Source organism: Pseudomonas sp. Pmew2 (assembly GCF_058129885.1).
Window position 1 is genome coordinate 3163968 of sequence record NZ_CM176702.1, and the last position, 26028, is coordinate 3189995.

At 58.6% G+C, this 26028-nt stretch carries 20 protein-coding genes and 1 pseudogene; 19 read left to right on the top strand and 2 right to left on the bottom strand.

The window, feature by feature from the left end; all coding sequences use genetic code 11:
* The first annotated feature begins 59 nt into the window (after positions 1-59).
* The 14 genes from AC4ANK_RS14355 to AC4ANK_RS14420 all read left to right on the top strand — a co-directional run bounded on the left by AC4ANK_RS14355 (position 60) and on the right by AC4ANK_RS14420 (position 18486).
* Entirely contained in the window at positions 60-2468 is a 2409-nt protein-coding gene (locus AC4ANK_RS14355) for a TonB-dependent receptor (protein WP_002553745.1), read from the top strand.
* 345 nt (positions 2469-2813) lie between these two features.
* On the top strand, positions 2814-4190 hold the full coding sequence (locus AC4ANK_RS14360) for a diaminobutyrate--2-oxoglutarate transaminase (RefSeq protein ID WP_002553746.1): 1377 nt from the start codon (positions 2814-2816) through the stop codon (positions 4188-4190).
* Between the two features lie 238 nt (positions 4191-4428).
* Positions 4429-6213: an IucA/IucC family protein gene (locus tag AC4ANK_RS14365; RefSeq protein WP_005734302.1), complete on the top strand. Its 1785-nt coding sequence runs from the start codon at positions 4429-4431 to the stop codon at positions 6211-6213.
* Positions 6206-7414, top strand: coding sequence for a type III PLP-dependent enzyme (locus AC4ANK_RS14370; RefSeq protein ID WP_002553748.1), 1209 nt, complete (start codon positions 6206-6208; stop codon positions 7412-7414). Before AC4ANK_RS14365 ends, AC4ANK_RS14370 begins: the two co-directional genes overlap by 8 nt.
* Entirely contained in the window at positions 7411-8814 is a 1404-nt protein-coding gene (locus AC4ANK_RS14375) for a DHA2 family efflux MFS transporter permease subunit (RefSeq protein WP_031596321.1), read from the top strand. The genes AC4ANK_RS14370 and AC4ANK_RS14375 overlap by 4 nt, the downstream gene beginning before the upstream one ends.
* A gap of 24 nt (positions 8815-8838) precedes the next feature.
* On the top strand, positions 8839-10692 hold the full coding sequence (locus AC4ANK_RS14380) for an IucA/IucC family protein (RefSeq protein ID WP_002553750.1): 1854 nt from the start codon (positions 8839-8841) through the stop codon (positions 10690-10692).
* A complete protein-coding gene (locus AC4ANK_RS14385) occupies positions 10692-11465 on the top strand; it encodes an HpcH/HpaI aldolase family protein (RefSeq protein WP_002553751.1) in 774 nt (257 codons plus the stop codon). Before AC4ANK_RS14380 ends, AC4ANK_RS14385 begins: the two co-directional genes overlap by 1 nt.
* Positions 11466-11469: 4 nt before the next feature.
* Entirely contained in the window at positions 11470-13353 is a 1884-nt protein-coding gene (locus AC4ANK_RS14390) for an IucA/IucC family protein (RefSeq protein ID WP_002553752.1), read from the top strand.
* Entirely contained in the window at positions 13343-14263 is a 921-nt protein-coding gene (locus AC4ANK_RS14395; protein WP_010214057.1) for an ABC transporter substrate-binding protein, read from the top strand. The genes AC4ANK_RS14390 and AC4ANK_RS14395 overlap by 11 nt, the downstream gene beginning before the upstream one ends.
* Positions 14260-15249, top strand: coding sequence for a FecCD family ABC transporter permease (locus AC4ANK_RS14400; protein WP_002553754.1), 990 nt, complete (start codon positions 14260-14262; stop codon positions 15247-15249). The genes AC4ANK_RS14395 and AC4ANK_RS14400 overlap by 4 nt, the downstream gene beginning before the upstream one ends.
* Entirely contained in the window at positions 15242-16273 is a 1032-nt protein-coding gene (locus AC4ANK_RS14405) for a FecCD family ABC transporter permease (protein WP_002553755.1), read from the top strand. The genes AC4ANK_RS14400 and AC4ANK_RS14405 overlap by 8 nt, the downstream gene beginning before the upstream one ends.
* Before the next feature lie 10 nt (positions 16274-16283).
* Positions 16284-17075 (top strand): ABC transporter ATP-binding protein, encoded by a 792-nt coding sequence (locus AC4ANK_RS14410; protein WP_002553756.1) that lies wholly within the window; start codon positions 16284-16286, stop codon positions 17073-17075.
* Positions 17072-17851, top strand: a complete 780-nt coding sequence (locus AC4ANK_RS14415) for an IucA/IucC family C-terminal-domain containing protein (RefSeq protein ID WP_002553757.1) — start codon at positions 17072-17074, stop codon at positions 17849-17851. Before AC4ANK_RS14410 ends, AC4ANK_RS14415 begins: the two co-directional genes overlap by 4 nt.
* Positions 17848-18486 carry an RraA family protein gene (locus AC4ANK_RS14420; protein ID WP_002553758.1) on the top strand — a complete coding sequence of 213 codons (639 nt, stop codon included), beginning with the start codon at positions 17848-17850 and terminating at the stop codon, positions 18484-18486. Before AC4ANK_RS14415 ends, AC4ANK_RS14420 begins: the two co-directional genes overlap by 4 nt.
* A 4-nt stretch (positions 18487-18490) precedes the next feature.
* On the opposite strand, the gene AC4ANK_RS14425 is transcribed toward AC4ANK_RS14420, so the two are convergent.
* Positions 18491-18937, bottom strand: a complete 447-nt coding sequence (locus tag AC4ANK_RS14425) for an NUDIX hydrolase (protein WP_002553759.1) — start codon at positions 18935-18937, stop codon at positions 18491-18493.
* 253 nt (positions 18938-19190) lie between these two features.
* On the opposite strand from AC4ANK_RS14425, the gene AC4ANK_RS14430 reads away from it, so the two are divergent.
* Together AC4ANK_RS14430 and AC4ANK_RS14435 are read left to right on the top strand one after the other, a co-directional pair.
* Entirely contained in the window at positions 19191-20552 is a 1362-nt protein-coding gene (locus AC4ANK_RS14430) for a methyl-accepting chemotaxis protein (protein ID WP_002553760.1), read from the top strand.
* A gap of 154 nt (positions 20553-20706) precedes the next feature.
* Positions 20707-21712: pseudogene (locus AC4ANK_RS14435) on the top strand (EAL domain-containing protein).
* Positions 21713-21757: 45 nt separating this feature from the next.
* Here AC4ANK_RS14435 and AC4ANK_RS14440 read toward each other — a convergent pair.
* A complete protein-coding gene (locus tag AC4ANK_RS14440) occupies positions 21758-22876 on the bottom strand; it encodes a metallophosphoesterase (RefSeq protein ID WP_002553761.1) in 1119 nt (372 codons plus the stop codon).
* A 375-nt stretch (positions 22877-23251) separates the two neighbouring features.
* Between AC4ANK_RS14440 and AC4ANK_RS14445 the strand changes: the two genes are divergently transcribed.
* The 3 genes from AC4ANK_RS14445 to AC4ANK_RS14455 are packed head-to-tail and all read left to right on the top strand — an operon-like array spanning position 23252 to position 26026.
* Positions 23252-24244 carry a TRAP transporter substrate-binding protein gene (locus AC4ANK_RS14445; protein ID WP_031598607.1) on the top strand — a complete coding sequence of 331 codons (993 nt, stop codon included), beginning with the start codon at positions 23252-23254 and terminating at the stop codon, positions 24242-24244.
* A 4-nt stretch (positions 24245-24248) separates the two neighbouring features.
* Positions 24249-24743, top strand: coding sequence for a TRAP transporter small permease (locus AC4ANK_RS14450; protein ID WP_002553763.1), 495 nt, complete (start codon positions 24249-24251; stop codon positions 24741-24743).
* Positions 24740-26026 (top strand): TRAP transporter large permease, encoded by a 1287-nt coding sequence (locus AC4ANK_RS14455; protein ID WP_002553764.1) that lies wholly within the window; start codon positions 24740-24742, stop codon positions 26024-26026. The genes AC4ANK_RS14450 and AC4ANK_RS14455 overlap by 4 nt, the downstream gene beginning before the upstream one ends.
* The last annotated feature ends 2 nt before the right edge of the window (positions 26027-26028 follow it).

A 26028-nucleotide genomic window follows, 5' to 3' on the forward strand; every position in this document is an offset into this window, starting at 1 on the left:
TTTTTTTGTCTCGCTGGTCATTTCAGGTAAGTGCACAAAAAATACGAGAGTTTCCCTCTATGTCCGCAGTGTCTTCCTACCGTTTGCGTCCGCTTTTGCATTTCAGCCTGTTGCTGACGTTGAGTTCCAGTCCGTTGTTTGCCTCGACCAGTTGGGCCGAAACCTCGGGCAAACGTGCCTATGAGGTGCCGGCTGGCAGCCTGAGCGCCGCGCTCACCCGCTTTGCCGGTCAGGCCGGGGTCAACCTTTCGGTAGACCCTGCGCTGGTGAACGGTCGAAACAGTTCGGGGTTGTCCGGCGAATTCGCGGTCGAGGAAGGCTTTGCGCGCTTGCTGCAAGGTTCCGGTCTGCAACTGATCTCCGTCGGAGAGCAGGCTTACACGCTGATCCCGGCACCTGACAGCGCGAGCGCAGGCCTGCAACTCGCACCCACCTCGATTGTCGGTGATAGCGGCTCTACCGATGGCCAGGAATACGCAGGCGGCCAAGTGGCACGCAAAGGCTCGCAAGGCATGCTGGGTTCGCGGGACTTCATGGAAACGCCCTTCAGCATGACCACTTACACCAAGGACGCGGTGAAAAACCAGCAGGCCCGTACCCTTGGCGACCTGATTGCCAGCGACCCGTCGGTGCGTGCCACCAACCCGGCAGGCGGGCGTTACGAACAGTTCACCATTCGCGGCTTCAGCCTGTTCAATAGCGACGTCTCATACAACGGCTTGTACGGCATCCTGCCTACATACACCATCGACATGGAAATGGCCGAGCGGGTAGACATACTCAAGGGTCCAAGCCAGTTGATTAATGGCATTTCGCCGCGCGGCAGTGTCGGTGGGGGGATCAACGTGGTCCCCAAGCGCGCAACGGATAAACCCATCACCGAGCTGACCACCAGCTATGCGTCCAAGGGGCAGGCAGGCGCGGCGGTGGATGTGGCGCGTCGCTTTGGCGAGGACGACAAGTTCGGTATCCGTTTCAATGGCGTGAAGCAGTCTGGCGACACTGAATGGGATCATCAGAGCGTTGATCGCGACATGGCCGTGCTGGGCCTGGATTTTCGCGGCGACCGCCTGCGCCTGTCGACGGATATCGGGCACACCGAGCGCGATACCGATGCCCCGCAGGAGCGCGTACAGGTGGGTGCCAATGCAAAGGTGCCCAACGCCAACGATGTTCGCGACAACTATGCGCAGTCCTGGAGCAAGGCGCGCACCAAGGATACCTTCGGCGCAGTGAATGCCGAATATGACTTCAGCGACTCGGTGATGCTGTACGGCGGTGTCGGCGCGCGCAAAAGTAACCATGACTTCCTGCGCCATGCGGTATCGGTCACCAACGACGCAGGTGACTTCAGCGTTCAGCCGCGCGACTTCACCCGCGACGAAAATGTTCGCACAGCCACTGCCGGCGCACGCAGCTGGTTCAATACCGGACCGGTCAGCCACGAGGTCAATCTGGCTGCCAGCTATTTCTACATGGACTTTGAAAACGGTGGTGCACGCTACGCAGCCGCGCCGAGCAATCTCTACAATCCGGTCGACACGCCGACACCCTCCAACCCCACGCGGGCCGACTCCAAGGTTTACACCGAGAACCGCTTCAGCGGTGTGGCCCTGACCGACACACTGGGCTTTTTCGATGACCGCCTGCTGCTGACACTCGGTGCCCGCTGGCAGCGAGTCAAGGTTGATGACTGGACCGACAACGTCAAGGGCGACACCTCCTACGACGAGGAAAAGGTCTCACCTTCAGGCGGCATTCTGTACAAAGTGACCGACGACCTCTCGGTGTATGCCAACTACATGGAGGGCTTGAGCCAGGGCAAGATCGCGCCGTCGACGTCGGTGAACGAAGACCAGATCTTCCCGCCTTTCGTCAGCCGCCAGATCGAGGTCGGGGCCAAATATGACCTGGGGTCATACGCCTTCACTGCCAGCGTATTCCGTATCAAGCAACCGGCCTACGAGACCAACACAATCTCGCGCGTCTTCGGCCCGAACGGCAAGCGCCGCAACGACGGCGTCGAGCTGACCATGTTCGGCGAACCGCTCAAGGGCTTCCGTCTGCTGGGCGGGGTGATGTACATCGACAGCGAGCTGACCAATACCGTCAACGGCACGTTCGATGGCAATCGCGCACCTGCCACCCCCGAGTACAACGTCAATCTGGGCGCAGAATGGGACGTGCCGAGCGTCAAGGGCCTGACCCTGACCGGGCGGGGTATCTACACCAGCTCGCAGTACCTGGACCAGGCCAACAGCAAAAGCATCGATTCTTCCGAGCGCTTCGACGTGGGCGCGCGGTATGCGTTCAAGGTCGATCAGAAGGACATCACACTGCGGGCCAATGTCGAGAACGTCATGAACAAGTATTACTGGAGTTCGGCAGGAGCGTCGGATGACAGCGAGCCGGGCCTGACCCTGTCGACACCCCGGACCTATCTGCTGTCAGCGACTATCGGGTTCTGAGTCGACCGCGACGCCCAGGGAAGGGCTCACCGGCGTAGTAAACAAACTGGCAGTCCTCATCGAGGAACAACGTGTGCGGCTATATAAATAATTAACCTGAGTATAAGCATAGAAGAGTCTGTTATATAAGACTCTCTTTAGGTGCCTTACATAAATAACAATCGTCCCACTGAGTGATGGCACTTTGAATAATTCCGACTTACAGGGCGGCCTATTCATGTGCTTGGCTACTTTTTAAGTAAGCAATAACGTTCATTTAAATTTCATCTTGTTTTTTGAAACAACGGGTTGCACTTTCAAGGAAATGATAATAGTTTGCATCCAGCATTTAGCGAGGACTAACCGATGTTGAATAATGGCTTATTGCAGTCTACTACGTCGCAGAAAACCAATGCCAACTATCTGGACAGGCAGAGCAGATTTGAATCCAATGTAAGAAGTTACCCGCGGAAGTTGCCATTGGCCATCGCCAAGGCACATGGCGTATGGGTCACTGATGTTGAAGGCACCACGTATCTGGACTGCCTGGCCGGTGCCGGAACACTGGCTCTGGGTCACAATCACGAAGCTATCATGGCCAGTCTCGACAGCTTCCTGACGTCCGGAATGCCGATGCACACCCTTGACCTGACCACCGCGGTCAAGGATGCCTTCAGCGAGACGCTACTGAGCCTGCTGCCGGGCCAGGGACGCGATTACTGCCTGCAGTTCTGCGGGCCGTCCGGTGCCGATGCTGTCGAAGCCGCAATCAAGCTGGCCAAGACTGCCACCGGCCGGCACAACATCATCAGCTTTTCCGGCGCTTACCACGGCATGACCCACGGGGCTCTGGCATTGACTGGCAACACCGCGCCGAAAAATGCCGTCACCAACCTGATGCCCGGCGTGCAATTCCTGCCTTACCCTCATGAGTACCGGTGCCCGCTGGGTATTGGCGGTGAAGCCGGCACCGAGGCGCTGAGTTATTACTTCACCCAGTTCATCGAAGACGTGGAAAGTGGCGTGTCGCTCCCGGCCGCCGTGATTCTGGAGGCGGTGCAGGGCGAAGGGGGTGTCAATCCAGCGCCCGCTGCATGGCTGCGGCAGATTCGCGAAGTGACCCGCAAGCACGGCATTCTGCTGATTCTGGATGAAGTACAGGCCGGCTTCGGCCGTACCGGCAAGATGTTCGCCTTCGAACACGCCGGGATCGAGCCCGACGTCATCGTCATGTCCAAAGCCGTCGGTGGCGGCCTGCCGTTGGCCGTGCTCGGTTTCAAGCGCGAGTTCGACGCCTGGGCTCCGGGCAATCACGCGGGTACTTTCCGCGGCAATCAAATGGCGATGGCCACCGGCCTTGCGACCCTTGAAGTGCTGCAACGGCAAAACCTGGCTGCCCAGGCCGCAAAACGCGGGGACTGGCTCAAGGCACAGCTTGGCCTTTTGCAGCAACGTTATCCGATGATGGGCCAGGTGCGCGGACGCGGGCTGATGCTGGGCATCGAGATTGTCGATGAGCGCAAACCGGCGGACCGCCTAGGCAGCTTGCCAATGGATCCGGAACTGGCAGTTGCCATTCAGCAGCACTGTTTCAAGCAGGGGCTGTTACTTGAGCGCGGCGGCCGAAATGGCAACGTGATCCGTTTGCTGCCGCCGTTGATCATTACCGAAGAACAATGCCAACTGGTCATCCAGCGATTCGAGGACGCCCTCAAGGCTGCACTGGCCCAGCTGCGCAAGTAAGCAGCTTGTAAACAGCGCGTAAGCAGTACTAACAGTGAGGACATCACTGCGCTTGAAACAGAACACGCACACAACGTTGGACTGAGCGACCCTATCGCACGTCGTGCACAGATTATCAATTGGCTTGTTGCAGATAATAAGCCACACCGACAGTTAAGCCGTTGTGCCGCAAGCGATAAATCAACGCTTGTTGCGACGTCACTTAAACAGTAAGCGTCAAGGCGACTGTGGAGCAGACATGACTAATACCGATCGCACCGTTTTATCAAACATGGTGAGCGAGTTGGCAACCACTCGTGCATTACTTAATTGCCTGATCAAGGAATTCGCACTGCCTGAACAGTGCCTTCATTACACTTGGCCACAGGGCATGCAAGGTATTGCGCCGGGCAGCTTCGTGGATGGCGGGCAATGGAAGGGCATTCCACTCACCATCAGCCTGCCTAATGAGCAGCAGTTTTTCGTGCTGGTGGACCGCCGCGACCATCTGGGCAGCCATCGCTACCTTTCCGATGTTTATGCGCGGCAGGGGCAGGGTACCTGGCGCTGCCTGGCTTTTGCCGAGTTCGCCCGGCAATTGCTGGCCGCCTGCGAGCACATGACCCGGGCCAGCAACGACGAACTGCTCGATCAGGTCCTGCAAAGCCAGCACCTGACTGCCGCCATCGTCGCCCACAACATGACCGGTCAGCACCCGGCACCGCTGAGCGGTTATCTGGCCAGCGAACAGGGCTTGTGGTTCGGCCATCCCAATCACCCGGCACCCAAGGCGCGTCTGTGGCCTGCGCATCTGGCGCAGGAGACCTACGCTCCGGAATTTCAGGCGCAGACCGCGCTGCATCTGTTCGAAGTGCCTCTGGACGGGTTGCGAATCACCTCCAATGGCTTGAGCGAAGCCGAGGTGATGTCAGGGTTCGCGGATCAATCGCGGGCCAGGCCCGGGCATGCGCTGATCTGCATGCATCCGGTACAAGCCCAATTATTTATGCAGGACCGCCGTGTGCAGCGCCTGATCGAACTCGGGCAGATCACCGATCTGGGCACCAGCGGGCCGCTGGCCAGCCCGACGGCTTCGATGCGCACCTGGTACATCGAAGGGCATGATTACTTCATCAAGGGCTCACTGAATGTGCGCATTACCAACTGCGTCAGGAAAAACGCCTGGTACGAACTGGAAAGCACGCTGATCATCGACGAATTGTTTCAGCGCTTGCAGCAGACCCGCCCGCAAACCCTCGGCGGGCTGTCCACCGTGGCTGAACCGGGTTCGATGAGTTGGGCTCCAAAAGGCTCCAGCGAGACCGACGGCCACTGGTTTCGCGAGCAGACCGGCGCGATTCTGCGGGAAAACTTCTGTCGCCGATCCGGCGCGGACTGCAGCGTGATGGCGGGTACATTGTTCGCGCGTGATCTGCGTTCGCGGCCTTTGGTGCACGATTTCCTTGAGCGTTTCAACGGCGGTGAACTTGAGGACCCGCACCTGCTGGACTGGTTCGATGAATACCAGGCCTTGCTGCTGCGCCCGGTCATGGCGCTGTTCTTCAATCACGGCATCGTGATGGAGCCACATTTGCAGAACGCGGTATTGATTCACGATAACGGACGCCCTCAACAGCTGCTATTACGTGACTTCGAAGGCGTCAAACTGACCGATGAACTGGGCATCAAGGCGATTCAGGTCGGGCTGCACCCGCGGATTAGACAGTCATTGCTCTACACCCGCGAACAAGGCTGGAACCGCATCACCTATTGCCTGCTGGTCAACAACCTGTCCGAGGCCGTGCTGGCCTTGAGTTGGGAACGTCCGCACCTCGCGCCGCTGATGTGGCAGCGGGTCGAGCGGCAGTTGCAACGCATCCGCGACGAGTTGGTGCTGCCCGCGCCAGAACTGGACGCGCTGATCGCCGGCCAGTCAATTGCCTGCAAGACCAACCTGAAGGTCCGGCTCGCCGCCAAGGCCGACCGTGAGGCCAACTATGTGCGCCTCGCTTCACCATGGGCCAAGGAGGCACGTTATGCATAAGTTGCCGGAAACCGTACTGGGCGCCATCAAAGAAGCTCAGGCACTGGAAACCGACCCGCTGGCGGCTTTCGTCTACGATCTGGATGCGTTGCAACAGCATGTCACTGACGTCATGGCAGCGCTGCCTGCGGGCGTAGAGCTGTATTACGCGATCAAAGCCAACAGCGAAGCATTGATGCTGGAAACCCTCGCGCCGCTGGTCAGTGGCTTTGAAATCTCTTCGGGGGGCGAGATCGAGCGTGTGATGGCCTGCCCGACACGCAAACCTTACGTGTTCTCCGGCCCTGGCAAGCTTGACTCCGACTTGCGCTCGGCGTTGCTGAACAAGGTTGAAGCCATCCATCTGGAAAGCCTCAACGAAATTGCGCGACTGCAACATCTGGCAGAGGAAACCGGGCGCGTGCAGCCGGTGTTTCTGCGCATCAACCCTCAGTTGCCAGCCGCGCAGTCGAGCAAGCTGGCGATGGCTGGCACCGCCACACCGTTCGGCATTGACGAAACCGATCTGGCCGAGGCGATCAGGCGCTTAGACGGCGCCAGCCACCTGACGCTCAAGGGTTTCCATGTACACGCCATGTCCCATCAGATGTCGGTTGAGCGTCACGAGCAGTTGCTGGATTTCTACCTGCAGCGCTGGCAGGAATGGAAAGCACTGGCCAGCTACCCGGAGCAGTTGACCCATTTCAACGTTGGCGGCGGCATTGGCGTCGATTATCTGAACAGTCAGCAGTTCGACTGGCAGCGCCTGTGCCGCTATCTGGAAAAACGCCTGGGCGAGCAGCGTGATGCGCCGATCCTGCGCTTTGAGCCAGGACGTTTCATCAGCGCCTATTGCGGCTATTACGCCATCGAGGTGCTGGACAGCAAAACCAGCCACGGCGAGCATTTTCTGGTCTGCCGCGGCGGCACTCACCAGTTTCGTCTGCCGGTTGCGCAAGGCCATGACCATCCGGTTATCCATGTGCCGTGTGCGCCAGCGACGGGCGCATCTGAGGAGCAGGCCTACACCGTGGTCGGCCAGTTGTGTACGCCAAAGGACGTATTGAGCCGCCAGCAGCCGCTCAAAGGCGTGAACATCGGCGATCTGCTGGTGTTGCCGCTGGCAGGGGCTTACGGCTACAACATCTCCCATGTCGATTTTCTCTGCCACCCAAGACCGATACAGCACTTTGTGCGCAACGGCGAACGGGTTCGCACATGAGTCTGAACGTCCCACGCCGTTGGGTGGTGTTCAATGTGCTGCTCGGTACGCTGACTGTCAGCCTTAGCAATAGCTCGCTCAACCCGGCGCTGCCAACCTTCATGGAGGCGTTTCAGGTCGGTCCGTTGCTGGCCACCTGGATCGTTGCAGGGTTCATGACCAGCATGGGCATGACCATGCCGCTGACCAGCTTTCTCAGTCAGCGCATTGGCCGCAAACGCCTGTACCTGTGGGGCGTGGCGCTGTTCATCGGTGGCTCCCTGCTGGGCGCGCTGGCCAACTCCATCGCATTGGTGATCACTGCGCGGGTGGTGCAGGGCATCGCTAGCGGGTTGATGATCCCACTGTCGCTGGCGATCATTTTCTCCGTGTATGAAAAGCATGAGCGGGGCAGGGTGACCGGGCTCTGGAGCGCAGCGGTAATGCTCGCTCCGGCATTGGGGCCGCTGTGCGGCAGCCTGATGCTGGAGTGGTTCAGCTGGCGCTCGCTGTTCCTGATGAATGTGCCCATCGGCCTGCTGGCCTTGCTGTTGGGTGTCGGCGTGCTGCCAGACTCCGAGCCTGTCGAGCGCAAACCGTTCGACCTGATCGGCTATTTGCTGGTTGCCTCGGGCATCGGCTTGCTGATGATCGCCATCAGCCGCATGCATCACGCTCAAGCGCTGCTCGACCCGTTCAATCAGGGCATGGTGCTGGTCGCAGTGGCCTGTCTGATTGCTTTCGTCAGGGTCGAGTTGAGTCGCAAGGCACCGCTGCTGAATCTGCGTCTGTTCAACCTGCGCGGTTACCGTCTGAGCGTGATCGTTGCCGTCGTGCAGTCGGTCGGCATGTTCGAATGTCTGGTCCTGTTGCCGCTGCTGGTGCAGACGGTACTGGGCTACAACCCGATCTGGACCGGCCTGGCCCTGCTGTGTACCGCCGCGTTCGCCAGCCTGTTCGGGCAGTGGGGTGGCAAGGCGCTGGACCGGCATGGTCCGCGCACCGTAGTCGCCATCGGCCTGCTGCTGACCGGTGCTTCAACCCTGGCGCTGGGCATGCTCAAGACGGATACGGCGATCGGCGTGGTGTTCATGCTGATGATGATTCGTGGCGCAGGCCTCGGGCTGTCCTACATGCCGGTGACGACGGCTGGGCTCAATGCCTTGCCCGAGCCGATGGTCACGCAGGGCGCTGCGATGAACAACATTTCCCGCCGTCTTGTGGCGTCGCTGGCAATTGTCATCGCCTCGCTGTGGCTGGAATTTCGCCTGAACACTGCGGGACCGGCCGCCACGCCTTCGGCCATCAATGAAGTCTTCATTGCCACCGGCCTGCTGATCCTGCTGGCACTGCCGTGTGCCTGGCGTTTCCCCCTTAACGACGAACGCACCGAGGCACAGCCCGGCGCGGTCGAACCCTGATAATTTTTCGTTCGAGGTATGAACATGGCTACCCCTTTACCGCTGAAACGCAACACCGTTTCACCCTCAACGGCCACCGGTGCCTGGCTGGCTGATATCAACCCCGAGCGCTACCAACAAGTACAGCGCCGGGTAATCGGTCAATTGCTGCAAACCTTGCTGTACGAGGCTGCACTGCCTTATCGGTGCGAGCCGCTGGACGATCATCGGCATCGTTTCACTGTCGCTGTCAGTGATGGTGTGGAGTACCACTGCGAAGGCCTGCTGAGTACCAGCTTCGAGCTGATACGCCTGGATCACGCCACCCTTGAACGCTTGGACAGCGCCGGGGAGCGTAGCGTGCCGGATTTGCATCTGGCGTTGAGCGAGCTACTCAGCCCGTTCAAAGACAGCCCGCACCTGGCACGCTTCATCCAGGAAATCGAGCAAACCCAACTTAAGGACCTGCAAGCGCGCAGTCAGGGTTATCAGCCCGCAAAACCCGCACATGAGCTGGACGTTGACGCTTTGGAGCAGCACTTCATGGACGCCCACAGCTACCACCCGTGCTACAAGTCAAGGATCGGTTTTTCGTTGGCTGACAACCGTCACTACGGGCCCGAATTTGCTACGCCGTTCGGGGTGGTCTGGCTGGCAGTGGCGAAATCGAGCGCGTCGGTCGGTCATGCGCGCAACATGGATTTCCAGGCGTTTATCCGCCAGGAACTGGGCACACAGCGCTGGCAGGAAATGTCCCGGGACCTGGCCGCGCAGGGCAAATCCATTGACGATTATCAACTGATGCCAGTGCATCCGTGGCAATGGGACAACGTCACGGTGTCGACTTTCTACCCGGAACTGGCCAGCGGCGAGCTGATTTACCTGGGCACCTCGACCGACGTCTACAAGGCTCAGCAGTCGATTCGTACACTGGCCAATGCCAGCCAGCCCAAACGACCTTACGTCAAACTGGCGATGAGTATGACCAACACCTCCAGCACGCGCATTCTGGCGCGGCATACGGTGCTCAACGGTCCGATCATCACCGACTGGCTGCACCAGTTGATCGCCACCGACAGCACTGCGCGTGCGCTGAATTTTGTGATTCTCGGCGAAGTTGCCGGTGTCAGTTACGACTATCGCCACCTGCCGGAAGCGCGCTCGGCGCAGACCTACGGCACGCTGGGTGCAATATGGCGCGAAAGCCTGCATCAGTACCTCAAGGACGATGAGCAGGCGGTGCCGTTCAATGGCCTGAGCCATGTGGAAAACCGCTATGGCGATGGTGAGCAGGCACCGTTCATCGATGCGTGGATCCGCCAGTACGGCGTCAAGGAGTGGACCCGCCAATTGCTGCAGGTCACGGTGCCTCCGATCATCCATATGCTCTACGCCGAGGGCATCGGCATGGAGTCTCACGGTCAGAACATCGTGCTTATCGTCAAGCAGGGCTGGCCGCAGCGTATCGCCCTCAAGGACTTCCACGACGGTGTGCGTTACTCACCCGCACATCTTGGCCGCCCTGAACTGTGTCCGGAGCTGGTCCCGCTGCCCGACAGCCACGCGAAACTCAACCGTAACTCGTTCATCATTACCGATGACGTGAATGCGGTACGCGACTTCTCCTGCGACTGTTTCTTCTTCATCTGCCTGGCCGAAATGGCGATCTTCCTGCGCCAGCAATACCAGCTGGATGAGGCGCTGTTCTGGCAGATGACCGCCGACGTCATTCTCGACTACCAGCGTGCGCACCCGCAGCATCGCGAGCGCTTCGAGCTGTTTGACGTCTTCGCACCATCCTATGAAGTGGAAGAACTGACCAAGCGCCGCCTGTTGGGTGACGGTGAGCGTCGCTTCCGCTCGGTGCCTAACCCGCTGCATACCTACAGGCCGCAATGATGCTGAGGACCAATACACTCAAGAGCAGACTTGGCAGCGGACAGCCTGTGTACGGGCTAATCAGTTCGATCCCGGCCCCGGCCGCCATCGAGTTGATCGCCGAGGCCGGTTTCGACTTCGTGATCATCGACATGGAACACGTGCTGATCAACCCGGAAACCGTGGAGAACATGATCCGTGTTGCAGAGAGCTACGCCCTCACGCCATTGGTGCGGGTCGCCGATCTAAACCCGAAAACCCTGCTGCGCCTGCTTGATGGCGGTGCGCAGGGCATCGTTTTGCCGATGATCGAGAGCCCCGAGCAACTGGCGGATGCCATTGCCGCCTGCAAGTACCACCCGCTGGGCCGCCGCAGCCTCAACGCCGGTCGTCCCGGCTCGTTCGGCAAGCACAGCCTGGCGCAGTACGTTGAAGCCGCCAATCAACAGATCATGGTAGTGGCGATGATCGAAAGCGCCGAAGGCGTGCGCCGCGCCGCCGAGATTGCCCGTGTGCCGGGGCTGGACATGATTCTGGAAGGGGCCGCAGACCTGTCGCAGTCACTCGGGATGCCCTGGCAGATCGATCAACCCGATGTACAACAAGCGTTGCTGGCCACCTGGCAAGCCACCAAGGCAGCAGGCGTCGCCTATTGCACCATTCCCCGTAAAGACGGCGACGCTGCCCGCTGGCAGGCTCGCGGCGTCAATGCCTTCGTCCTCGGCGATGAGCGTGGCATTGCCTTTCGCGCACTTCAGGCGCGTCTGGCCCAACATTCAGCAGAAGGAAAATAATCCGATGAACTTCACTTCACTCGCCGCTGACCTGGTCATGCAGGATCTGGTCGATTGCCTGCTGGCTGAAGATTTCTTTGGCCGCGAGCCATTGAGCCTGCAGGACACCGCTCACTGGCAAGCGCGCCACCCGCACGCCCCAAAACTTGAAGGGCAGAGCAGCACACAGCAAATCTGGGAATGGTGCTGCGATGACTCGGAGCAGCGCTTCATCAGCGCCGCGCTGCGCCCAGGCATTACTCAACAATGGGAGAAAGTGCCCGGCACGCCGGTGCTGGGCCGTCAGGCTGAGCGCTGGACACAGTTGTCCCCGGAAGAGTTCATGAAATGGGTATTCGCCGGTAAAACAACCCTGCTTCAGGACAGCGAGCGCCAGGACAATGAAAAGGGCATAGCGCTGTTTCTGGAGGTGTTGCGCATCAGTGTCTGGCAGACCGCGTTGTCGCTGGACCATAAAGTCGACGAGCACAACCTGATGGCACAGGATGGCGCTACGTTCTTCAGGACGATGGAACAGTGGGCTTCGCTACGTGATCGCCCATACCATCCACTGGCCAAAGCCAAGCAAGGCTTGAACGAGCAGGAATACCAACAGTATCAGGCTGAGTTTGCCCGGCCGGTGGCGCTGAACTGGGTCGCCGTCGACAAAACCTTGCTGCAATGCGGTGACGGAGTAGGGGATTTGCACGAGTCTTTCCCTGCTCGCCACCTGCTGCCAGAGAATCTGCAAGCTGTCCTTGAGCAGGAACTGCAACAGCGCGGCATTGCCGACAGTCACGTTGCGCTGCCGGTTCATCCTTGGCAATTCGAGCATGTTCTGCAGGTCCAACTGGGCGATGCCTTCACCAGGGGCGATTGTCAACGTCTGGCCTTCAACGAGGCCGCGGTATACGCCACCTCATCGCTGCGTTCGATGACACCGTGCCTCGACAGCCCCGATTACCTCAAATTGCCCATGGCGATCTATTCGCTCGGCGCGTCCCGCTACCTGCCAGCGGTGAAAATGATCAACGGCGGGCTGAGTGAAAAACTGTTGCGCCAGGTTGTCGACAAGGATGAAACCCTGAGTCGCTCGCTGCACCTGTGCGACGAACGCAAATGGTGGGCGTTCATGCCACCCCAAGCCACTCTGTTCGACGAAGGCCCCCGGCATCTTTCGGCCATGGTGCGAGGCTATCCGGCAGCTTTGCTCGACGATCCGGAATGTCGCCTGCTGCCGATGGCGGCGCTGGGTACACCGTTGCCAGGCAGCAATCGGCATTTCTTCGATGAGTGGATGGACTATCGCGACCTGCCGCGCAATCAGGCTTCGGTACTGACACTGTTCCGCGAGCTGAGCCACAGTTTCTTCGACATCAACCTGCGCATGTTCCGCCTGGGCATGCTCGGCGAGGTGCATGGCCAGAACGCAGTCATGGTCTGGAAAGCCGGTCAGGCACAAGGGCTGTTGTTGCGCGACCACGACTCGTTGCGTATTTTCGTGCCCTGGCTTGAGCGTAACGGCATGCGCGACCCGGAATATCGAATCAAGAAAGGCCATGCCAATACGCTTTATCATGACCGTCCTGAAGACCTGTTGTTCTGGCTGCAGACACTGGGCATTCAGGTAAACGTGCGGGCAATCATGGATACTCTGGCCCAGGTGTATGAGGTACCGTTAACAGCGCTGTGGACGGTATTGCGCGATGTTTTGGATAATCTCATTACAACCATCGAATTTGACGACGAGGCGCGTGCCATGATCAGGCATCAACTGTTCGAAGCCCCCAACTGGCCGCAAAAACTCCTGCTTACACCCATGATCGAGCGCGCAGGCGGACCGGGCAGCATGCCGTTCGGCAAGGGCGAGGTGGTCAACCCGTTCCACAGGTTGCGCCGTGCAACCTGACCAACATTTGCATCCTTCGCGGCGCACGGTATTGCGCCTGTCATTGGGGTTACTGGCGCTGCCCGGCATTGCCTGGGCAGAGCCATTGCGCGCAACGCCACCAAGAGTCGTCACCTTGTTTCAGGGGGCGTCCGACAGCGCCGTGGCCCTGGGCGTGACGCCGTGCGGCGTGGTGGATTCCTGGAGCGAAAAACCGATGTACCGCTACCTGCGCCCGGCGCTGGCGGTGGTACCGCATGTGGGCCTGGAAACCCAGCCTAGCCTTGAAGATATCGTGCTGCTCAAACCCGATCTTATCGTCGCATCACGCTTTCGCCATCAACGCATCGCGCCGTTGCTCGAGCAGATCAGCCCCGTGCTGATGCTGGAAGAGGTGTTCGAGTTCAAGCGCACGCTGGCGATGATGGGCGCTGCCATGCTGCGTCAACAGCAAGCCATGGACCTGCTTGACCAATGGCAACAGCGTGTGACGGCGTTACGCAGTCAGTTGCAGGAAAAATTCGCCGGGCGCTGGCCGATCACCGTATCGGTGCTCGACATTCGTGAAGATCATATCCGCAGCTATCTGCCCGCCAGCTTTGCAGGTTCGGTGCTGACCGAACTGGGCTTCGCCTGGACGCCCACTGCCCGCGAAGCAACGGGCGTTTCCCTTAAACTCAGCAGCAAAGAGAGTTTGCCTGTGGTCGATGCCGACCTGTTTTTCATTTTTCAGCGCGCGGACAGCAAAGCCGCGCAGCAAAACTACGACAAGCTGGTCCGACACCCGTTCTGGCAACAGTTGCGCGCAGCGCAGGATGGTCAGGTATGGCGCGTGGATGCCGTTGCCTGGAGCCTGTCCGGTGGCATTCTGGGTGCCAACCGCATGCTCGATGAAATCGCTCGCGTGGCCATGGCGGATAGTCCCTCATGACCGCTGCGGTAAAACTGGGTCTGGGACTGTTGGTGTTGATAGCGTGCATGGGATTGAGCCTGGCAACCGGAGCCACCTGGATATCGCCCTCTGCGATTGTCCGAAGTGTGTGGCAGCCCGATGCGCTTAGCGCTATCGAGCATGTGCTGCTCGATACGCGCCTGACGCGAACCCTGATGGCCGTCGCCGTGGGTTCCAGTCTGGCGGTTGCTGGCGCGCTGATGCAGGCACTGACGCGCAACCCGCTGGCCTCGCCCGGTCTGTTCGGCATCAATGCCGGGGCGACGTTTTCGATCATTGCCTGTTCGTCGTTGTTTGCGCTTTCGTCAATGAGCCAGTGGCTGTGGTGCGCGTTCATTGGCGCGGCGGTAGCAGGGACTATTGTCTGGATAATCGGCAACCGCGGGCAGGGCAGTCTCAACCCATTGCGAATTGTGTTGGCCGGCGCGGCGATTACCGCGCTGTTTACTGCGTTCAGTCAGGCGTTACTGGTAGTCAATCAGGACGGTCTGGACACCGTATTGTTCTGGCTGGCCGGTTCCTTGTCGGAACGCGATCTAGCCACCGCCGCGCCATTACTGATATGCGTGGTTGTGGCACTGGCCGGGTCACTGGTGCTGGCCGGGCAGGTCAACGTGCTCAATACCGGAGAAACCATCGCAACCGCATTGGGCCAGCGTACAGGCTTGATTCGCCTGCTGATGAGCATCGTGATCATTGTCCTGGCGGGCAGTGCTGTAGCGTTGGCCGGGAGCATTGGTTTCATCGGGCTGCTGGTGCCGCACATGGTACGCAAGACACTGTCCATCGATCATCGCTGGCTGCTGCCCGGCTGCGCGTTGCTGGGCGCAACGCTGTTGCTGCTGGCCGATACGCTGGCGCGGGTGGTGATCGTGCCTCAGGAAGTGCCGGTGGGCGTGATGACCGCACTGTTCGGCGCGCCGTTCTTTATTGCGCTGGTTCGCCGGGGGGCACGTTATGGATAGGCATCTGACCCTGCGCTACCGCGGTTTTTCCAGGCAGTTCAGCCTGACTGCATTGATACGTCTGTTGATCGGCGCAACGCTGACATTGCTGATCGCTCTGGGCTCGCTGGCTGTGGGCAAAATCAACCTGTCGCCCGCGACCCTTTTGAATGTTTTTACCGGTCAGGCGGATGCAAGTCTGGTTTTCATCGTCGAACAACTGCGCATGCCCCGACTGGTGTTGGCAGCACTCGTCGGCGCGGCGCTTGCGGTGTCCGGGCTGATCCTGCAAAGCATCATCCGCAATCCGCTGGCTTCGCCGGACCTGTTGGGTATCACCAGCGGTGCCAGTGCGGCGGCAGTGTTGTATCTGTCATTTTTCTCGGCTGCATTGGGGGCGCAATTCCTGCCTTTGGCGGCGATTTGCGGTGCAGGCCTTGCCGCACTGGTCATCTATCTGCTGGCGTGGAATCAGGGCGCTTCACCATTGCGCATGGTGTTGATCGGGGTAGGGGTGTCGGCCCTGCTGGCAGCGGTGACGACATTCGTTCTGGTGTTCAGCCCGCTGACCACTACCTTGTCGGCTTATGTCTGGCTGACCGGGAGCGTGTATGGTGCCAGTTGGCCGGAGCCTCGCGCCCTGGCGGGCTGGCTGGCGCTGACTTTGCCGCTGCTGGTGCTGCTCGCCCGACAGGTGCGCATGCAGCAGCTCGATGATGATCTGGCTCAGGGCATCGGTGTGCGTGTGCAATGGCTGCGCGCCGGGCTGCTGCTGGTGAGTGTTGCGCTTGCAGGTCTGGCGGTTGCGTGGGGCGGGGCCATTGCCTTTGTCGGCCTGATTGCACCACACATTGCCAAACGCCTGATGCCACCGGGGTTTACCGGACAGGCGCTGATGGCGGCGCTGATCGGTTCCAACCTGGTAATGCTCGCCGATCTGGCTGGCCGCACGCTGTTCCTGCCACTGGACCTGCCTGCAGGGATTTTTGTCGCGGTGCTGGGCACACCGTTTTTTCTCTATTTATTGATCAACCAGCGGCATTAAGGAATTACGGATGGCGTCAATCGCAACCCACGACCTGACCCTGAGTTACCAGCGGCAGGTGATCATCGACAGCCTTGATCTGCAGTTGCCCGCGGGCGAGGTGACCGTTCTGATCGGCAGTAACGGTTGCGGCAAAAGCACCTTGCTCAAATCCCTGGCGCGTCTGCTCAAGCCGCAGCAGGGCACTGTGGTGCTCAACGGTGGCGATATCCACCAGAAATCCACTGCTACGGTCGCGCGCGAACTGGCGATTCTGCCGCAAATGCCAAGCGCCCCGGAAGGCATCAGCGTACGTCAGCTGGTGGCACTGGGCCGTTATCCCTATCAGAACTGGATGCAGCAGTGGTCCGTTCAGGATGAAGCCATGGTCGAACGGGCGCTGGCGCAGACCGGTATGCAGGAACTGGCCGAGCGGCCCGTTGATGCGCTGTCAGGCGGCCAGCGTCAGCGCGCGTGGATCGCCATGACGCTGGCCCAGGATACCGACATCGTATTGCTGGATGAGCCGACGACCTTTCTCGACCTGGCTCATCAGATCGAAGTGCTGGACTTGTTACGCGACCTCAATCGCCAGGAAGGCAAGACCATCGTCATGGTCCTGCATGATCTGAACCTGGCTTGCCGTTATGCCGATCACATGGTCGCCGTCCACGAGCGCACCGCCTTTGCCCAGGGACGTCCGGCCGACATCCTCAGTGAAGCACTGGTCAAGCAGGTCTTCGGCCTTAATTGCCGGATCATCGCCGACCCGTTCTTTGGTACGCCGCTGTGCATTCCCTTTGGCCGGGAACTGCCGCAATGAGCCTGGCACAGGCTTTCAGCGAGCCTGAATGGGCGCTGCTGTCCGGGGCGCTGCGCCTCAAACACGCAGTTGACCGCGATACCCGCTCGTTGCCAGCCCGTGCATTGCTGGACGACGAGGTGTGCGAACAATTGCTTGCAGCATTGGGGCCGGTCATCGGCTCTCCGACGCAGGCGATCACCGCGTCGCTGCTGGCCAAGCGCTTTTCTTTCCTGAGCACCGGTGCCTGCCTTTACGCCATGTCGGTCTACGACAAGGGCTTGATCCTGTCGCTGGACAATAGCGTGATTGAATACGCACACGAGGAGGGCCTGTGGACCTCTTCAATGCCCTTGGACGACGTAACACCTGCGGGTTATGAGCCGGGCACTCGCGAGGCGTGGCGGGAGGTGATTGTCGGCACCTTGTTCCGCGACCTGTTGCAGCCTCTGTGGGAGACCTTCAACCGTATCACTGGCATTTCCCGGCGCATCCTTTGGGAAAACACCGCCGTACGTGTCTATTCGCTGTACGACAAACGTATGGAAAAGGTTGAAGACCCGGCGATTCGACAGCGCTATGAAGCAGATTTCGACTGGCTGCTGAATCAGGCCGAGCCGGCACTGTTCGGCCTGAACTACAACCCGCTGAAACACTTCCGCCGCCCACCGGTTTTGCTGGAAGCAGAGGGCAAAAGCATCCGTTTTCGACGCACCTGTTGCTTCTATTACGACGCCAGCAACCCCGTCGAGTATTGCTCGACCTGCCCGTTATTGAGGCCAAAAAAATGTCGATGAACAAGCACATTGCACACCGTCAGCAACAACTCAGTGACGCCGTGATAGAGCAATACCGGGGCATTGCCGCCTCCACCATCGGCCACCTGACTGACAGTGGTTATCTGCCAGGGATCAGACCGCTGTTCGACGGCGCGCGACTGGTCGGCAACGTGGTTACAGTCAAAGTACAGCTACCCGACGGCAGCATCCTGCGCGATGCATTGCTTAACAGCCTGCCTGGCGACGTGCTGGTCATTGAGTGCGTCGGCGACGATCATTGCGCCTGCTGGGGCGAGCTGCGCACCCTGGCCGCGCTCATCAAAGGCCTGGCCGGCGTAGTCATATCAGGCGCGGTTACCGACGTCGCCGCCTTACGCGAACATCGTCTGCCGGTATTCAGCCGAGGTATCAGTGCTGTGACCACGCGAAGCCTGGGGGAATGTGGCGAACTCAATGGGCAGATTAATATCGGTGGGGTTGTTGTTAATCCGGGAGACATTGCCATTGGCGATGACGACGGAGTGTTCATTCTGAGTGCGCAGCAGGCGAGTGAGTTGTTGCCTGGGTTGCTGGCCAAGGAACAAGCGGACCATGACAAACGGGAGGAGTTTTTGCGACGACTGGACAGGGATGAAGCACCTGCTGCCGGTTAGCACATTAATCCAGCAGAGACGCATTCTTGAGTAGATCAAACAGCCCTTCAGGTACAAGCGTAGATTCGCGGGTAAAACTGGAACCAGAATGCCACGCGGCCTTGAAAGTTGCCCCGTCGCTTTCAAGGCCATCCAGCCAGGGCTTCTTATAGATTTCTGCGTCGTCAAATCTTGCATCGTAGACCTGCACGATCTCGTGCCCTGGCTTGCCCGCGTAGGTAAAAATGCTCTCCAACGTGCCAATCAACCGAACGTTGCTGATCGAAAAGCCCAGTTCTTCATACACTTCCCGGACCACGGCATCGATACTCCGTTCGCCAAATTCTATGCCTCCGCCAAGAGGGCGAAAAAGCGTTTGCTTTCCAACGACGTCGTGGAATTCGTTGACCAGTATTTTTCCCTGGTGGTGAAAAACGCAAAGAGCGAGGGCACGAATGCGCGGTTCTGACATGAATAAATCTCCTTTCCAGCGTTCTGCATGAGTCACACACAGACGTCATCAAGTTGTTGTTCAGCCATTATTCAGGTGAATAGCTGACCGACAGCCACCTTGCAATTTAATTCCGTGCAAACTTACAATTAATTGTCATGTATTAACCGTTATCGTACGACCAGACAGGCAATCTGGATCCTAATCAGATTTCGGAATTTACATCAGGATTTTCCGACGTTTAGTTGACCAGCGCGCTAAAGATTTCGATTCGATGACCGATGAAGGTGGCAAGCCCAAACTGTCCCGGATAGCCACAATGTTTAACTCTCAGTTGAAAAAAACCAATAAGGCATTGGAGCGCCGCCTCGCCATGCTTGAACAAGCAGGGCAAATTCTGAATCTGGAGACAGTTGCCGCCGTTCTGGACGGGGCGGGCAAAGTGCAGTCAGTCAATGCCTTGTTCGAGACAGAACTGAGCTATGCACAAGCCGAGATTGCCGGGCGCAGTCTCTCTGAGTTGAGCCCGCCAGAGCTGAGCGCTGATGTTCACCAGAAGCGTGCTCTGGCTGCTATTCGGGATGGCAAACATTTCAGCGGCACGTTGCGCCTGGTCAGCAAAACAGGGGCCAGGGTGTGGCTGAGAACTGTGGTTGTCCCCTTTAAAAACGAAACCGGCGGTGTGGAGCAGATCACGCTGTACTCAAGCGTTTTGACACGCACCATCGAAGCCTCTCGCGAGAACGAAGCCCTCGTGAACGCACTGCAACGGTCAACCGCCGTTATCGACTTCACCCTCGATGGAATAGTCATCGCAGCCAATGATAACTTTCTGAAGGCAATGGGCTACGAGTTGCATCAGATCAAGGGAAAACATCACAAGATTTTTTGTTTACCTGAAGAGTCCGCCTCGGACGCCTACACGTTGTTTTGGGAAAGGCTGCGTCGGGGTGAATTTATCGTTGACCGTTTCCGGCGCGTCGACAAGTCCGGTCGTGATGTATGGCTGGAAGCGTCCTATAACCCGATTACCGACGCCAATGGCAAGCTCTATAAAATCGCCAAGTTTGCAACGGTGATTACTGAACAGGTTGAGCGTGAGAAAGCTGTCGCTGAAGCGTCGGAGATGGCCTATCAAACATCTATCGATACCGACGGCAGTGCCCAGCAAGGCCGAAAAGTCATCAAGGACACCTTGCAGATGCTGGGCCAGCTGACGATTTCGATGGAAGAGGCCACGCGGGGCATCGAGGCACTGGACTCTCAAAGTCAGGTCATTGGAACGATCATAAAAACCATCAGTGGAATCGCCGAGCAAACCAATTTGCTCGCACTGAACGCAGCTATTGAAGCCGCGAGGGCGGGCGAACAGGGCAGGGGGTTCGCGGTGGTGGCCGATGAGGTACGCCAGTTGGCCTCACGCACGACCAAAGCGGCAGAAGAAATCGTAAACGTCGTGAAGACCAATCAGAGCCTTGCTTCAGATGCCGTGGGCGTGATTGTGCGCAGTACCGAGCAGGCTTCCGAGGCGCTGGTGCTGGCTAACGATGCAGATCGTGTCATCCAGGAAATCCAGCAAGGCGCCAACACAGTAGTTCGAGCCGTCAGTCGGTTTGTCGATCAGCGCTCGAGTTAGTTGCAAACGGCGGAACACTACCGAGCCCGGTAGTGTTCCCGGTCATCATCCTGGCAAGGGTCAATAGGGCGTAGCGAATGCCTACTAGTGTGAAGTCTGGCGACCGCTGAACTGCCTGCAGTCGTACACCTGTCGTCATTTGAGCGTAGCGTTCATGTCATTCATTCGCAGTCCGCACATGGCTCGTAAATACCTTTACACCTGTTGTGGTTTTATCTGTTTTCTATTTTTTTGGTGGCCATCGCGTGGGAATTCAAGCTTGAGTCCTTCGCCATGTACGCCATGAACTTACCGTATGATCAAGACTTCGAAGATGCTGAGCGCTGGCGTTTTGTATTAACGTCGACCGGGTTTGCATTGCTGTCGATGGTCGTACCGTTCATTCTTTTGAAGCGCCTGATGCAACGCTTGCAAGACAGCAAATCCAGCCGTTCTATCAGCCTATTGTCAATCTTCCGGAGCAACGCCTCGCGGGCTTCGAACTATTGGCGCGATGGCTGCACCCCGAGCGTGGAACTATCATGCCGCTTGACTTCATACCCGTGGCAGAACATTTGGGGCTAATCAAGCAACTCACTGAAAGTCTTCTGCTTCAGGCCTTCGATCAGGCGCGTGACTGGCCCAGCGACTTTACGCTGTCCATAAACGTCACTTCATTGATGATCGAAAGTGTCGATTTTCCCGACTGGTTGGCCCACGTGGCCAGTGGAGGTCAATTTCCACTGAGTCGGCTGGAAGTGGAAGTGACGGAAAATGCCCTTGTGGCCAATATCGACAGTGCACGCCTGAACCTGGAGCGTTTGCGCGCTATGGGGGTGAGCGTAGCGCTGGACGATTTCGGTACGGGCTATTCGGGGCTTTACCACCTGACCAAACTGGCCATCGACAAAATCAAGATCGACCGGTCTTTCTTTGACACCTCACTGGATAACCAAAATGAGATGGTCAAAGCCATCCTCGCTCTGGGAAAAAGCCTGCGCATGAAAATCACCGCCGAGGGAGTGGAGCACGAGGAACTTGCAGACTGGTTAGCCTCCCACGAGTGCGATTTCGCTCAGGGTTACTTGTTCGGACGGCCCTTGCCTTTGGCCCAGGTGACAGCGCTGCTGGCAATGGCCGAGCCCGAAGTACCGATAAGGGCGCGCGCCAGTGCCGGGTAGCACGAACGTCGGGCGCACAGGATGTGGCGCGCCACTAATGGCAAGCTACGGTGCCCGCCGAAGCGTAATCCGGGTCAACTCCGAAGGCTGGCCAAGACGAATGGCAAATCCGGGCCAGAGTGCGGTGCCGTTGTTGACGTACAGCTGCATCCCGCCGACATCATAAAGCCCCGACACAGATCCCCCGTTGGCCAGGGCCAGCAGGCGGTGAAGACCGAAGATCATTCCGCCATGGGTATGGCCGGAAAGTTGTAAAGTTACCCCTTTAGCCGCGGTTTCTCGCGCGTTTCTCGGTTGATGGTCGAGCAGGATGATCGGTGTGTCTTTTGCGATGCCTGCTATGGCTTTTTCAACGTCTGGCGCGGGGAAGCCGGTTTTTGGTGCGGTCACATCGGTGACGCCAGCCAGAGCGATCCGTGCGCCGTCGCGCTCGATCAGAGTGTGGCTGTTGGCGAGTGGCACCATCCCCAGCGAGACAAAGTGCTGCATCCACGTCTGGTTGTCGAAAAAGTATTCATGATTCCCGGGTATGACATACACGCCATCAGGTGCCCGTAAATCGCGCAACGCTTCGACATCCTGCTTTCGGTTGTTGAGTGAGCCATCGATCAGGTCGCCGGTGATGACGATCAGATTCACTCCCAGCGCATTTGACTGCTGCACCACCGCCTGCGTCCATGGTGCGTCAAACAGGCGACTGATGTGCATGTCAGTCAGTTGCAATACTTTGTAGCCCTCGAATTGCACAGGCAGGTTTTTGATCGCGATCTGGATGTCTTTCACAGGCGGCACGCGCACGGCCTGCTGCACGCCGATTGCCGCCAGCGCCAGGGCCGCCACACCGATGACGTAGCGCAGATTGGCCGGAATGGTCAGTGCTTGCCGGCGCATCAGCATCGTCAGCAACGTTGCGATATCGACGATGATTTGCAACACCGCAAGCAACAGGATCGCGCCGAATGCCCAGTTGAACAGCATCACAACGGTGCGTGGAAATTCCGGCGAAAACACGCTCCCGGAGGAAAACCGGCAATACAGATGATATTGCGAGGCTAGAACAAGCAGCAGAGCAACGGCAATTCTTGCCGATAGAGCCCACGGCATTGGCCACAAGAACCTGGCGATAACGTACAGGCAGGGCAGGCTGAACATAACGTGAAACATCAAAGCGCTCCTTTAGTCATCCGCCGATAGTAACGGCTCGCCTCTCGAGGCGTCGACCGGTGGGTTCCGAGGCAGTTGACTGGAGTTTTTCCTCACTTGATTCATAAGCTGATGAAGCAACACCCGATACTGGAAACGTGGTTGGGGCCACTTTCGGCTGCGGGCCCGGCTTTGCTCGCGATGATCCCCTCATGGCGCGGATTTTCAGTGCCTGGCGCATTGACTGAGAACGTTGGAATGGCAGGAAGTGGCATCCATAAATAAATGTATGGATGCATTAAGCATCCTAATCGCAAAAAGCCATCTCTCAATTGACGCTACGGTCCGCACTCATGGTTAATGGCTGCAACGCTATTCAACGTAGGGTTCGCCGCCATGCTCAGATTCCCATCTCGTCTAAACGCTGTTCTCGGAGCCTTGACCGGGCTGGCTTTGCTGATCAGTGCAAATGTCGCAATGGCGGGCCAGACGTTACGTTTAGCCCACGCCTCAAGCTCCAGCAGCCTGATCAATCAGGCGATGACACGTTTTGCTGCCGAGGTCAGCGCCGAGACCAAGGGCGAATTGAACGTACAGGTCTATCCCGACGGGCAATTGGGTGACGAAGCGCCTATTGTCGACTCGGTCGGCGCAGGAGCCATCGACATAGGCCTGGGCGGCTCGACCGACGGCATCGATCCACGCCTGAACGCGCTGTCGCTGCCATTTCTGTTCGAAGATTCGGTCGCCGTGCATGCCTACCTCGATAGCGCAGCCGGCAAGAAATTCCTCAGCATGGGCCAGGATCAAGGCTTCGTCATGCTCTCGGCGCTGGACTCTGGTTTTCGCCAGTTCGCCAACAGCAAACACCCGATAATTCAGCCCGCAGACCTCAGCGGCCTGAAAATACGTACGCCGCCCAACCCCGTCATTCTGGCAACCATCAAGCAATTGGGCGGGCTGGGACAGTCGATTCCGTTCGGAGAGGTTTATACCTCGCTGCAATCGGGCGTAGTGGACGGTGTGGAGCCCGAGCTGCGCGATTTTTACGACCAGAAGTGGTATGAGGTCGCCAAATATGTCTCGCTCTCGAACTACGTGTGGTCGGCTAACTTCTGGTTCATCAACAAGGACAAGTATGAAAGCCTGAGCGCAACTGATCGGGCTGCTCTCGACAAGGCGGTGGTAGACACCACAGCCTGGTATCGCTCGCAGCTGGAAGCGGTGTACAGCAAGATTCAGCAGGAAATGCAGGGCAAAGGCGTGAAGTTCAATGACGTCAACCCGCGTCCATTCCGCGAGTTGAGCAACCCGGTGTATGCCCAGTTCGGCAAGGTCTGGGGCGAAGACTTCGTCAGCCAGCTGCGGCACGACGCGCAAGGCGAGTGACGCCATGTCTATCAGCCCGCATCCCGACCAACCACCCAGCAGCCTGGCTGAACGCTGCCTTGCTGTATTCGGCTCGCTGATGTTCGCCGTGACCTTTCTGTCCATTCTGGCAGGCGTTTTCTCGCGTTACCTGAATCTGCATGGCTTCGAATGGTCGTTCGAGATCGCCACGATCGGGTTTATCTGGGTGACATTTATTGGCGCCGTGATCGCTGAAATGAGGCACGAAAACGTGCGATTCCAGGGCCTGGTGGGCATGCTGCCAAGGTCTTTGCAAAAGGCCCTGGATGCCTTTGCCAGTGTGGCCCTGCTGGGTATCAGCGCTTGGCTGCTGAGCAGCGGTGTGGCGTTCATTTCACGCACCGGCTGGATGCCAACCCCAGTGCTGCGCTGGCCCGCCGGGCTGAGTTCACTGGCGTTGATCAGCGCCGCCGTGATGCTTGCGCTACTGGCTGTGGTTCGTCTGACACGCCTGATTCGCAACGGAGTACGCCCATGACCGTGCTGATCCTTTTTCTGGCGTTTTTCTGTTTGCTGATGGCTGGCCTGCCAGTTGTCTGGGCGATGGCCGGTGGCAGTATCGCGGCCCTGCTGTGGGGTGATCTGCACATGCCGCTGGCCTGGATTGCCCAGCAAACGCTGCGCGGTGCCGACTCGTCGACCCTGGCCTCGATACCGTTGTTTCTGCTGGCCGGAGAGCTGATGAACCGTGGCGGTCTGACGCTGCGCATCATGCGTGTTGCGGAGCACTGCTTCGGGCGTTTGCGCGGCGGACTGGGGCAGGTAAATGTCGCCACTGCGTTCGTCTATGGCGGTCTGACCGGATCAGCCACAGCCGATACTGGCACCGTTGCCAAGGTCATGATTCCGGTGATGGAGGCGCGTGGCTACCCACGTGCCTTCGCCGCTGCTGTTACAGCAGCCTCTGGAACGCTGGGCATTATCGTACCGCCGAGCGTCATCCTGATCATGTTCGGCGTGTTGACCAACACGTCTATCGGTGGTCTGTTCATGGCTGGCGTTATCCCTGGCCTGATGCTCGCCGCAGTCTTCATGATGACCGCTTACATAGTCGGGGTTCGCGAGGGCTTTCCAAAAGCTGAAGGCAAGATGGACTGGGGCCTGTTCCTGCGGGACACCGGTGGCGCGCTGCCTGCGTTGCTGATGCCGTTCATGGTGCTCGGGTCGATAGTTACCGGCTTTGCCACGGCCACTGAAGCGGCGTCGCTGTCAGTACTCTATGCGCTGTTCGTCGGTACCATTGTCTATCGACAACTGGCCTGGCGCGATCTATTCCCGGCCGTGACCGAAGCGGTGACCACCACCGGCTCGGTAATGATCATCATGGCTGTGGCCATGCCGTTTGGCTGGATCCTGACCTTCGAACTGGTGCCCCATACAGTGGCCACCTGGATTGTCGGCCTGCATACCGGCCCGCTGGTCACCATATTGCTGGTGATTCTGGTACTCAAAGTGGTCGGTTTCTGGCTGGACCTTGGCCCGGCAATGATCATTCTGGCGCCGATTCTGGTCCCCGTGGCCAAGGCTGCGGGCTTCGAGCCCTATCAGATCGGCCTTATCTTCACCATGACCCTGGGTTGGGGACTTTTCACTCCGCCTATCGGCACCAACATCTTTGTGGTGTGCAACGTAGGACGTATTGATATCGGTGCCGTATCACGACGATTGATACCGTTCTGGATCGCCACCGCGTTTGCCATCGCCTTGCTCGTGTTTTTCCCGAATCTGACCCAATGGTTGCCCCGCGTCATGGGCTATTGATA

Excerpts from the sequence above, each read along its gene's own strand:
- AC4ANK_RS14355 (WP_002553745.1), top strand. The coding sequence starts at position 60 with ATGTCCGCAGTGTCTTCCTACCGTTTGCGTCCGCTTTTGCATTTCAGC.
- AC4ANK_RS14360 (WP_002553746.1), top strand. The coding sequence starts at position 2,814 with ATGTTGAATAATGGCTTATTGCAGTCTACTACGTCGCAGAAAACCAAT.
- AC4ANK_RS14365 (WP_005734302.1), top strand. The coding sequence starts at position 4,429 with ATGACTAATACCGATCGCACCGTTTTATCAAACATGGTGAGCGAGTTG.
- AC4ANK_RS14370 (WP_002553748.1), top strand. The coding sequence starts at position 6,206 with ATGCATAAGTTGCCGGAAACCGTACTGGGCGCCATCAAAGAAGCTCAG.
- AC4ANK_RS14375 (WP_031596321.1), top strand. The coding sequence starts at position 7,411 with ATGAGTCTGAACGTCCCACGCCGTTGGGTGGTGTTCAATGTGCTGCTC.
- AC4ANK_RS14380 (WP_002553750.1), top strand. The coding sequence starts at position 8,839 with ATGGCTACCCCTTTACCGCTGAAACGCAACACCGTTTCACCCTCAACG.
- AC4ANK_RS14385 (WP_002553751.1), top strand. The coding sequence starts at position 10,692 with ATGCTGAGGACCAATACACTCAAGAGCAGACTTGGCAGCGGACAGCCT.
- AC4ANK_RS14390 (WP_002553752.1), top strand. The coding sequence starts at position 11,470 with ATGAACTTCACTTCACTCGCCGCTGACCTGGTCATGCAGGATCTGGTC.
- AC4ANK_RS14400 (WP_002553754.1), top strand. The coding sequence starts at position 14,260 with ATGACCGCTGCGGTAAAACTGGGTCTGGGACTGTTGGTGTTGATAGCG.
- AC4ANK_RS14405 (WP_002553755.1), top strand. The coding sequence starts at position 15,242 with ATGGATAGGCATCTGACCCTGCGCTACCGCGGTTTTTCCAGGCAGTTC.
- AC4ANK_RS14410 (WP_002553756.1), top strand. The coding sequence starts at position 16,284 with ATGGCGTCAATCGCAACCCACGACCTGACCCTGAGTTACCAGCGGCAG.
- AC4ANK_RS14415 (WP_002553757.1), top strand. The coding sequence starts at position 17,072 with ATGAGCCTGGCACAGGCTTTCAGCGAGCCTGAATGGGCGCTGCTGTCC.
- AC4ANK_RS14420 (WP_002553758.1), top strand. The coding sequence starts at position 17,848 with ATGAACAAGCACATTGCACACCGTCAGCAACAACTCAGTGACGCCGTG.
- AC4ANK_RS14425 (WP_002553759.1), bottom strand. The coding sequence starts at position 18,937 with ATGTCAGAACCGCGCATTCGTGCCCTCGCTCTTTGCGTTTTTCACCAC.
- AC4ANK_RS14430 (WP_002553760.1), top strand. The coding sequence starts at position 19,191 with ATGACCGATGAAGGTGGCAAGCCCAAACTGTCCCGGATAGCCACAATG.
- AC4ANK_RS14440 (WP_002553761.1), bottom strand. The coding sequence starts at position 22,876 with ATGTTTCACGTTATGTTCAGCCTGCCCTGCCTGTACGTTATCGCCAGG.
- AC4ANK_RS14445 (WP_031598607.1), top strand. The coding sequence starts at position 23,252 with ATGCTCAGATTCCCATCTCGTCTAAACGCTGTTCTCGGAGCCTTGACC.
- AC4ANK_RS14450 (WP_002553763.1), top strand. The coding sequence starts at position 24,249 with ATGTCTATCAGCCCGCATCCCGACCAACCACCCAGCAGCCTGGCTGAA.
- AC4ANK_RS14455 (WP_002553764.1), top strand. The coding sequence starts at position 24,740 with ATGACCGTGCTGATCCTTTTTCTGGCGTTTTTCTGTTTGCTGATGGCT.